This window comes from Bacillus cereus group sp. Bc031 (genome assembly GCF_027716265.1).
GTDB classification, from domain to species: Bacteria; Bacillota; Bacilli; order Bacillales; family Bacillaceae_G; genus Bacillus_A; species Bacillus_A paranthracis.
The window spans coordinates 1-9,630 of record NZ_JAQFUL010000127.1 but is presented as its reverse complement, the minus strand read 5'-3'; the positions used below and the strand labels follow the sequence as shown (position 1 = coordinate 9,630).

Below are 9,630 nucleotides of genomic sequence, written 5' to 3'. Positions count from 1 at the left end.
TTGTTCAACTAAATGGTCCGTACGTGGAGCAAAAATTCCACACTCAATTCTTTGGGTTCTTTTTTGTTTATAAAGGTATACCTTTATAAACAACCAAAGAACATCTATGAAACATTGAATTATCAAGTTTATAAAGGTGATGGAAATATTTTTATAAACGTTTATTTTCAATGAATACCTTTATAAACGAAAATGGTATAATTAAGGTAACAAATGTAAGGAGAATACCAAACGTGGCGAATATTTATGGATATATACGCGTAAGTACAAAAGATCAAAATGAACAACGTCAATTACATAAGATGATGGAACGTGGGGTGGAGGCTCGGCGCATTTTTGTCGATAAAGCAAGTGGGCGACATTTTGATCGTCCTCAATATCAATTATTACGAAAAATATTGAGTACAGGTGATATTGTTTACATAGATGCTTTAGATCGTATGGGCCGCAATTATGGTGAGGTAATTTCAGAATGGAAGTACATAACAAGAGAATTACAAGCTGATATTGTTGTTTTAGAAAATGAAACACTGTTTGATAGTCGTAAATTTCGAGAGATGGGTGATATGGGTCGATTAATGGAAGATCAGTTTTTATCTTTACTTTCCTATGTTGCAGATCAAGAGCGTAAAAAAATCCATCAGCGACAAGCAGAAGGGATTGCAGTTGCTAAATCCCAAGGTAAGCATTTAGGGCGTCCTCCATTTACCCTTTCAGTATTAAGTCAAAAGCAACTAATTATAATTGAAGAAACTTATGAACAGTGGAAAAAAAGAGAGATAACGAGCGTTATATTTATGGAACTATTAGGACTTAAGAAAAATACTTTTTATAAAATACTAAAAGAATATGAAGAGAACAAATTACAACCTAAATAAAGCATATGGGCCGAATATTCCTTAGAGTAGGAAATTCGGCTCATTTTATGTCGAAATTTACTTAGCGTATATTTTCGTTAATTATCTTAACTAGTCGTTACGTATGACTTTACAGCATTCGATGCAAAGTTATCGGTTTTTTGTATGCAAATTTATGGATTAAGTCATACAATTACGCACTATTTTTAATGAATCGATATTTACTTGTTTCTTCAACTAAGTTCGTCCGAATCTTTTTCTACAAAATCACTAAAGTCATCTCCCCAATCACAGATGGCTGTTACAACATTCTCTAGTTGATGACCAATTTCACTAAGTTCATACTCAACCTTAGGAGGCACTACGGGGTATACACATCGAGTAATTATTTTATCGTCTTCTAATTCTCTTAATTGTCTAATCAACATACGTTGATTAACTTCAGGCAGCTTTTTTTGTATTTCACTTAATCTTAATGGCGAACGTTGTAACAAACACCATATAATTGCTATTTTCCAACGCCCTCCTATCACAGATAAAGCTAAATCTTTTCCAGTGAAAAATTCCTTGTCCTTATAATGAATAACCATAATTTTTGACCTTCCTCTCGCGAAAAAAACGTTTATAGTGACAAATTTATCAGTATTGTAATTAAAATTATAAAGTGTAATCTTAGTGGTGTAAACAATAAAAAAAGAAAGTAGGGATTCAATTGAAAAGTAGAGCTGCTGTTGCATTTAAGCCAGGGGAGCCACTTCAAATCGTAGAAATCGATGTAGAAGAGCCAAAAGCAAAAGAGGTATTAGTAAAAATACTATATACTTCTGTCTGTCATACAGATGCTTTTACATTATCAGGTGACGACCCAGAAGGAGTATTTCCTGCTGTATTAGGCCATGAAGGTGCTGGTGTTGTCGTTTCAGTAGGTGATGAAGTTACTTCAGTAAAACCTGGGGATCATGTTATTCCACTATATACACCTGAATGTGGAGAATGTAAATTCTGTCGTTCTGGTAAAACAAACCTATGTAGTGCTGTACGAGAAACACAAGGTAAAGGTTTAATGCCTGATGGAACAACTCGCTTCTCTTATAATGGAGAGCCCCTTTATCATTACATGGGAACTAGTACATTCAGTGAATATACAGTTGTTAATGAGATTAACTTAGCGAAAATCGATGAAAACGCTCCGTTAGATAAAGTTGCTTTATTAGGATGTGGTGTGACTACAGGTATTGGTGCTGTACACAACACTGCAAAAGTTGAAGAAGGAGCTGTAACAGCTGTATTTGGTTTAGGAGCGATTGGATTAGCAGCTATTCAAGGATTGGTTCAAGCAAAAGCAAGCCGAATTATTGCAGTTGACCTGAATCCCCAAAAATGGGAACTCGCTAAAAAAATGGGAGCGACTGATTTTGTGAATCCTGCAGATTATGATCGCCCAATTCAAGAAGTTATAGTCGAAATGACAGATGGTGGCGTGGATTATAGCTTCGAATGTATTGGTAATGTTGAAGTAATGAAATCCGCTCTTGAAGCATGTCATAAAGGTTGGGGCGAAAGTATTATTATCGGAGTAGCTGGTGCTGGTAAAGAAATCCATACTCGTCCATTCCAATTAGTAACGGGCCGAGTATGGCGTGGATCAGCCTTTGGTGGAGTTAAAGGAAGATCTGAACTTCCAGAAATGGTCGAAGATTATATGCATGGTGATATTGATTTAGATTCATTTATTACTCATCATTTAGAATTTAAAGACATCAATGCGGCATTTGACTTATTACACAAAGGTGAATCCATTCGTACGATTTTAACTTACGGAGAGTGAGATAATGAGTCTTAAATGTATTGAACAACATCGTTCTTTCGAAGGAGAGCAACGTAAGTATAGCCATTATTCCGAAGTCTTGCAATGTGATATGAAATTTAGTATCTACTTACCATCAAATAAAGAAAAGAAAAAAATTCCACTTATATGGTGGTTATCTGGTTTAACTTGTACAGATGATAATTTTAGTCAAAAAAGTGGATTTCAACGTTTGGCTGAAAAACATCAAGTTGCAGTGATTATGCCAGATACTTCACCACGTGGAGAATACGTTTCTGATGTTGCAGCATGGGATCTTGGACAAGGGGCAGGTTTTTATTTAAATGCTACCCAGGATCCTTGGGCACAGCATTATAAAATGTATTCGTATATCGTAGATGAATTAACATCCATTGCTTCGACTATAGTACCTAATTTTTCAGGTGAAGAAAGCATAATGGGGCATTCAATGGGAGGACATGGGGCTTTAGTGATCGGTTTGAAAAATGCTAAGAGATTCAAAGCGGTTTCTGCTTTTTCTCCAATCTTAACTCCTAGTCAAGTACCATGGGGAATAAATGCTTTCACCTCTTATTTAGGTGAAGACAAAGATTCTTGGAAAGAATGGGATGCTTCAGAATTAATTAAAGAAGCTACTATTCCACCAATTCTTATTATGCAAGGTAGTCAAGACGAGTTTTATCCGAAACAATTGGAAGAGCATATTTTCTTAGAGAACGCTCAAAAAAATAGTCAAATGGTAACTTATAAAAAAATGGAGGGCTATGATCATAGCTACTTCTTTATTTCCACTTTCTTAAATGAGCATTTCTCTTTCCATATGAAGTATTTAAGATGATTCTTATTTACAACAATACCCACTTCCAATGGCATATGAAGTATTTAAGTTTACAGCAAAATATAGTAACAAAAGTATCCGCATGTAGAGATGTGGGTGCTTTTGATTGTTATATTTTGTCATATTATATAGTTTGTAAAAACAAATAAATTGGGAGGAAGAGTTCATGTGGATTAAAAAAATGTTATTTAATTACCGTGTTAAACCATCCTTATTAAAATCTCGTTATGAGATTGAAAAGGAAAATCGACAAGTTGACTTATTTGAAAGTTCAACTGAAACGTCTAAACCGTTTTCGATAAGAGATACAAGATCATATATTCAGCCTAATACTAAAACATTAGAAGACATGATTAATTACTTAGCAGCTATTCGTGAAATCCCTTCTCTTTCCGTGGATAAGAATAAAATGCTTTGGCCATTAATATCCAAATGCTAAATTCAAAAAAATAATGGTTATAATTTTAGCTATTTCTATATCAAATATTTGAGTTGATGGGAGGTACAGTTTGTATGGAAATGAAAAAAATGTTAAACAATGACCGTATTAAACCATATTTATTAAAAGCACGTTTTGGAGTTGAAAAAGAAAGTCAACGAGTTGACCTATCAGGAAGTTTAGCTAAAACGGAACATCCCAAAAGTATTTCAGTAAGAGATGAACATCCTTATATTCAGCGAGATTTCTCTGAAACACAAATGGAATTAATCACACCAGTTACTGAGACACTAGGAGATTTATTTAATTATTTAGCAGCTATCCATGATGTTGCCTATCGTTCTATGGGAAATAACGAAATGCTTTGGCCATTAAGCATGCCACCACAGTTGCCCGAAAAAGAAGAAGATATTGTTATTGCGAAACTTAATAATCATGAAAATGTTTTATATCGTCGATATTTATCTAATTCTTATGGTCGACGAAAACAAATGATTAGTGGTATTCATTACAATTTTGAATTTAGCGATAATTTGATTCAGGCATTATTTGAATTACAATCAGAAATAAAAGATTATCATCAATTTAAAACAGAAATTTATCTGAAAGTCACAAGGAATTATTTACACTATCGATGGTTAATAACTTATTTCTTCGGTGCTTCTCCTAGTAGTGAAAAGAATTTCTTTGAAATAAATCCTTTAAATGACGCCGTAAGAAGCATTAGAAATAGTAAATATGGTTATAGTAATGAAAATGATGTTCAAGTATCCTATAGTAGTTTACAGAACTATATATCTGATCTTTCTTCGCTGGTAAGTAAAGGGGTTTTATTAGAAGAAAAAGAATTTTATGCATCTGTCCGTTTAAGGGGCGGTCCTCAAGTTTCAGATTTAAAAAATCATGGGATTCGTTATATTGAATTAAGAAACCTAGATTTAAATCCTTTTGAAACATATGGAATTAGCCATGAACAAGCAGAATTTCTACATCTTTTCCTCATCTATTTACTCTGGATTGATCAAGACGATAATAATGATGAATGGGTAAAAATCGGTGATTTTCAAAATAATTTAGTGGCTCTTGAACATCCGTTAGAACATACGCAATTTAAAACAGATGCTGAGCGTATTATTGATGAGATGGAACATTTAACAGGGCTGTTAGACATAACTGTTTCGAATACCTTATTTGTTAACTTGAGAGAAATGCTAACAGATCCAAGTAAGACTTTAGCTGGAAGACTTTATAAAGAGATTATAAAAAGTAGTCAAAGTCAGGTAGCTTCCCGTATTGCTAAAGAAAATTATAAAAAAGCATGGGATAAACCATATCAACTATCAGGATTTACTGACATGGAGTTGTCTACACAAATTTTAATGTTTGATGCTATTCAACAAGGATTACAAGTAGACGTTTTAGATCGACAAGATCAATTTTTAAAACTACAGTTAGGAAATCATGTTGAATATGTGAAAAATGGGAATATGACAAGTAAAGATAGTTATATATCACCATTAATTATGGAAAATAAAACAGTAACAAAGAAAATTCTTCAACAGCATGGATTTCGTGTACCAATAGGTGAGGAATTTAGTGATATAGAAAAAGCCTTACGTTCCTATGATATATTTGCAGGAAAGCCTTTTGTCGTTAAACCAAAAACAACAAATTATGGTTTAGGAATATCTATCTTTAAAGAAAACGGAGCAAGTTACGAAGACTATCAAAAAGCACTCACAATAGCATTTAAAGAGGACTCATCAGTATTAATAGAAGAATTTATTAATGGAACAGAATATCGATTTTTTGTGCTAGATGGCAAAGTTTCTGCCGTTTTATTACGAATTCCTGCCAATGTTATAGGAGACGGTTCACATACGATTGAAGAGTTAGTCGCTCAAAAGAACCTGAATTCATTAAGAGGAATGGACCATAGAACACCTTTAGAAAATATACAATTAGGTGAATTAGAGGTCCTAATGCTTAAAGCTCAAGGGTATCGAAAAGATTCTATTCCAACAAGTGATGAAATTGTTTTTCTGCGAGAAAATTCTAATGTCAGTACAGGTGGAGACTCAATTGATATGACAGATCAAATTCCCGATGATTATAAGAAAATTGCCGTAGATGCTGTGTCGGCACTTGGAGCAAATATTAGTGGTATTGATTTGATTATTGAAAATACAGAAGTTCCTGCAGCTAATAAAAATGCTTATGGAATTATTGAGGCAAACTTTAATCCATCGATGTATATGCATATATATCCGTATAAAGGCAAATCCAGACGTTTGACCATCTGTATATTACATTATTTATTCCCTGAACTACCAAAAAAATAATTTAGAAGTCTTCGAGATGTTAGAGGGATTAGTATAAAAATTGTAAATGATGTAACAAGAGGAGACATTACTTTTTAATTAATTGGGATCTCTCAGAGGTCCCAATTTAAATTATTATTTTAGAAACAGGCGTATGAGAAATGGGTTATTGGAATGCAAGTTTGAATAAGATAAAATAGGGGGAATATCAGAGGGAAATTTAGAAAGATATTTTGACTTATTTGGTCAATCAAGAGCAAGTCAAAAAGGGATACAGACGAGATATACATGTTATCTATACTTAGGAGTAAAAACCTTAATTTAATAAGAGTTTTACATTGAATACATATAAACAATTTGTTTGACAACGATCCTTGCAACATCGAAGTCTACAACCGTTCGTTGCCCTCAAGGTAACGGACGCGCCTTAAGGAGCTCTTAAGAGACACGGTTTATCCAAGCAAGGTTATTCGATACCTTCTCATTGCACTACCTTGAATACATTAAATACATAATTTACTTAGTTAAGATATCAAGTAGTTAACGTAGCTTATCACTCAATTCTTCTTCTTAGAATACTTTAAATATTCCTGATTTTCATAGTAGATAATACACGTACCTTGGCTGTACTCCAACGTAATAGTTGATATAAAACTTACGTTAAGCAAATTTCCACGAAATTTTCACTATTTGATTCTTTAAAAAAAGTAGTAAACTAAGTAATCGGTTCCTTAACGTACAGGAATCAGTTTAAATGTGTCTAAATTTTGTCTAAACGTACAATTTTCTTTTTTTGGTATGGTGACCCCATGCCCATCAACTTAAGAGCGGAAACAAAATGAACTTTTGTTCATATGAACTCAAAAACTCTTAAAATATTTGATGTCCTTAAAAGTAAGCACACCGAATAAACCCTAACGGGTTTCATTTTTAAAAAATTATGCAACTTTCTTTTGTTTTCTCAATCCACTATACTCATAGACAACACCCATAATATCAAAGACAGTTTTCTTCTCATATCTGTGGGATTTCCGTCCATTCCTCTGTAAAAGGTTGAACAGGCGGGTTAGGATCTTTGTTATCTCTTGGGTGTTTTGCTGTATTGCTTGATACAACAGAAATAGATGATCTTGGATCATCCCAATCGCTTTATATTCGCTTAATTCTCTTTTCTTCTTTTGTAAAAGCAATTGACGCATTTTAAACATAGTAGAGGAACATAGGAAAATAGCGATTAGTTTTCCATATAATTGGCACTCTAATCGTTCCTGTTTTACATTACGATAATGGTCTATCTTGAAGAGTGATTTCCACGTTTTAAAGACAATCTCTATTTGCCAACGTAAAGTATATAATTCATGTACCTGTTCCATCGGAACCCATTCCCAAGGTGTATTCGTCACGTACACGTTTAATCCAGCTACCAATTTACTTTTCTCTGAGTACGCTCTATTTTTAGACTTTTCTTTTTCCGCAATCTTTGCTCGCCGTTTTTGAAGTTGCTTTTCTGTTAATCGATTAAAAATAACACGTGCAAATAGTTGTTGTTTATCACCGATATAAGCATGTTTTAATTCAAATGTTTCTCCAGGATGTAGTTGGTTTAGAAGCCGTTTCACATCGATCTGTATGTATTCCGATTGCTTCTTAATAGCACCATTTTTAAAGTATTCTGGATCTGGATTCTTCATATATACATTCGTATTTAATTTTAAACGAGACACATAGTATGTACCTCGTTGATCCATTTGGTCTAAGTCTTCCAATGAAAAATAACCTAGATCACGAATACATAAATCTCCTGGTCGTAAGGTATCTAAGCACTCCGTGCCAAATGTTTTGTCATTATTTTTTCCTGGTCCAACTTGAAAGTTAAGAAATTCCCCACTGTGCAGATCATATTCTAATTGAATTTTAATTCCGGCTGTTTGAGCACAGCCTCCAGAGCCTGGATATACATTCTCTAAAGCATTTGGCACCTGAAATACGGTGGCATCTAGGATACGGATTCGTCCAAAATAAGTGAAGAGATGGTTAGAAATTTGCGTTTGTTCACATATTTTTTGTTGTAACAGTAAAGAAAAAATATGTTGTAAAAACAAAACTGCTTTAGCGTTTAAACGTTTATTTAAGCCCTCAGGGCTGAGTAAAGTACCAGTGGCTGCATGAAGCCTACTACATAATCGTACTAGGGGATCACTTGCTACTCGTTGACTGATCCAAATACAAATCGTAGCTAAGTCTGAGCCAGAAAACTTACGTTTTCGCTTTATAAATCCGATTTCTCTTGCGAGTTCGTCTAAAAATGCAGGTGTAATATATCGTTGTAATTCTTCTACAAATGGTTGTAGTTCATCCTGTATCGAGAGATTCATAAGAAAATGTCATCCTTTCTAATCTAGCTTGTTTAGAAAGAATAACGTATTTGAGGCTTTTGAATAAAGTTTGTTAATGTATAATAAAAATTGATCGTTTGTAATAAGGTTCGGTTAAACTGACGGGATGAAGGATAGTTAAAAGAGAATACATGAGAGGGTGTTTTATATGTTTTTCGTTCAAATGTCAGGTTTCCCTGGCTCTGGCAAGTCAACACTTGCTCGAAAAATCGCTAAGGGAACAGGAGCAGTTATTATTGACCACGATATTGTAAAAACTGCTTTATTGCTTTCCATTGAGGAAGCTCCAATTGATGTAAAGCTTGCTGGTAAGATTTCATACAATATTGATTGGTCTTTAATTGAATTTCACTTATCCGAGGGACAGGCTGTAATATTTGATAGTCCTTGCTTGTATGAAGAAATGGTTGAAAAAGGAACAGATTTATCAAAAAAATATAATGTTAAATACAAATATATTGAATGCTACCTAGATGATAGTAATGAAATAAATTTCAGATTAAAAAAACGTGATAGAATGCTAAGCCAAATTAAAGAGATACAGTCTGAAGAATCTTTTAAATATACTATCAAGAATAGTAAAAAACCTTCTGAACATAAGTGTTTAGTTGTAGATACTAAACAGCCTTTAGAAAGTTACATTCTAGAAGTTATGAATTACATACATGAATAACATTCTATTTACTTAAGTAAAGGGTACTAATGCTCAACAACATATACTCCAAAATGTTCATTTTTTTCAAAATTTAAATTCATCAATTCATCAATTTATCAATGGTTGTTAGCACATGATTGATAAAACTTTATTTTAAAGCAACAGATTTTTGGTACTTGGGGGTATTAAAATCTCTTAAGTTGATGGGCATGTATGGTGACCCCATGCCCATCAACTTAAGAACGAAAACAAAATGAACTTTCGTTCAAACAAACTAAAAAACACGTAATGTACTT

8 protein-coding genes are annotated in these 9,630 nt (G+C 33.4%); 6 read left to right on the top strand and 2 right to left on the bottom strand.

The window, feature by feature from the left end:
- Window positions 1-233: 233 nt before the first annotated feature.
- Window positions 234-878 (top strand): recombinase family protein, encoded by a 645-nt coding sequence (locus PDQ33_RS27015; protein ID WP_270756936.1) that lies wholly within the window; start codon window positions 234-236, stop codon window positions 876-878.
- A gap of 212 nt (window positions 879-1,090) precedes the next feature.
- Here PDQ33_RS27015 and PDQ33_RS27010 read toward each other — a convergent pair whose 3' ends face one another.
- Window positions 1,091-1,447 (bottom strand): winged helix-turn-helix transcriptional regulator, encoded by a 357-nt coding sequence (locus tag PDQ33_RS27010; protein ID WP_000234699.1) that lies wholly within the window; start codon window positions 1,445-1,447, stop codon window positions 1,091-1,093.
- 122 nt (window positions 1,448-1,569) lie between these two features.
- On the opposite strand from PDQ33_RS27010, the gene PDQ33_RS27005 reads away from it, so the two are divergent.
- The 4 genes from PDQ33_RS27005 to gshAB all read left to right on the top strand — a co-directional run bounded on the left by PDQ33_RS27005 (window position 1,570) and on the right by gshAB (window position 6,304).
- Window positions 1,570-2,685: an S-(hydroxymethyl)glutathione dehydrogenase/class III alcohol dehydrogenase gene (locus tag PDQ33_RS27005; RefSeq protein ID WP_000842153.1), complete on the top strand. Its 1,116-nt coding sequence runs from the start codon at window positions 1,570-1,572 to the stop codon at window positions 2,683-2,685.
- Window positions 2,686-2,689: 4 nt separating this feature from the next.
- Window positions 2,690-3,523: an S-formylglutathione hydrolase gene (gene fghA, locus PDQ33_RS27000; protein WP_000053341.1), complete on the top strand. Its 834-nt coding sequence runs from the start codon at window positions 2,690-2,692 to the stop codon at window positions 3,521-3,523.
- A 166-nt stretch (window positions 3,524-3,689) separates the two neighbouring features.
- On the top strand, window positions 3,690-3,962 hold the full coding sequence (locus PDQ33_RS26995) for a hypothetical protein (protein WP_000264853.1): 273 nt from the start codon (window positions 3,690-3,692) through the stop codon (window positions 3,960-3,962).
- Between the two features lie 74 nt (window positions 3,963-4,036).
- Window positions 4,037-6,304, top strand: a complete 2,268-nt coding sequence (gene gshAB, locus PDQ33_RS26990) for a bifunctional glutamate--cysteine ligase GshA/glutathione synthetase GshB (RefSeq protein WP_000425291.1) — start codon at window positions 4,037-4,039, stop codon at window positions 6,302-6,304.
- A gap of 917 nt (window positions 6,305-7,221) precedes the next feature.
- Here gshAB and PDQ33_RS26985 read toward each other — a convergent pair.
- Complete coding sequence (locus PDQ33_RS26985) at window positions 7,222-8,658, bottom strand: IS4 family transposase (protein ID WP_070128921.1); 1,437 nt, start codon at window positions 8,656-8,658, stop codon at window positions 7,222-7,224.
- Window positions 8,659-8,827: 169 nt separating this feature from the next.
- Here PDQ33_RS26985 and PDQ33_RS26980 point away from each other — a divergent pair, with 169 nt between their 5' ends.
- Window positions 8,828-9,352 carry an AAA family ATPase gene (locus tag PDQ33_RS26980; protein ID WP_144489482.1) on the top strand — a complete coding sequence of 175 codons (525 nt, stop codon included), beginning with the start codon at window positions 8,828-8,830 and terminating at the stop codon, window positions 9,350-9,352.
- Window positions 9,353-9,630 lie beyond the last annotated feature (278 nt).

Excerpts from the sequence above, each read along its gene's own strand:
- PDQ33_RS27010 (WP_000234699.1), bottom strand. The coding sequence starts at position 1,447 with ATGGTTATTCATTATAAGGACAAGGAATTTTTCACTGGAAAAGATTTA.
- fghA (WP_000053341.1), top strand. The coding sequence starts at position 2,690 with ATGAGTCTTAAATGTATTGAACAACATCGTTCTTTCGAAGGAGAGCAA.
- PDQ33_RS26985 (WP_070128921.1), bottom strand. The coding sequence starts at position 8,658 with ATGAATCTCTCGATACAGGATGAACTACAACCATTTGTAGAAGAATTA.
- PDQ33_RS26995 (WP_000264853.1), top strand. The coding sequence starts at position 3,690 with ATGTGGATTAAAAAAATGTTATTTAATTACCGTGTTAAACCATCCTTA.
- PDQ33_RS26980 (WP_144489482.1), top strand. The coding sequence starts at position 8,828 with ATGTTTTTCGTTCAAATGTCAGGTTTCCCTGGCTCTGGCAAGTCAACA.
- gshAB (WP_000425291.1), top strand. The coding sequence starts at position 4,037 with ATGGAAATGAAAAAAATGTTAAACAATGACCGTATTAAACCATATTTA.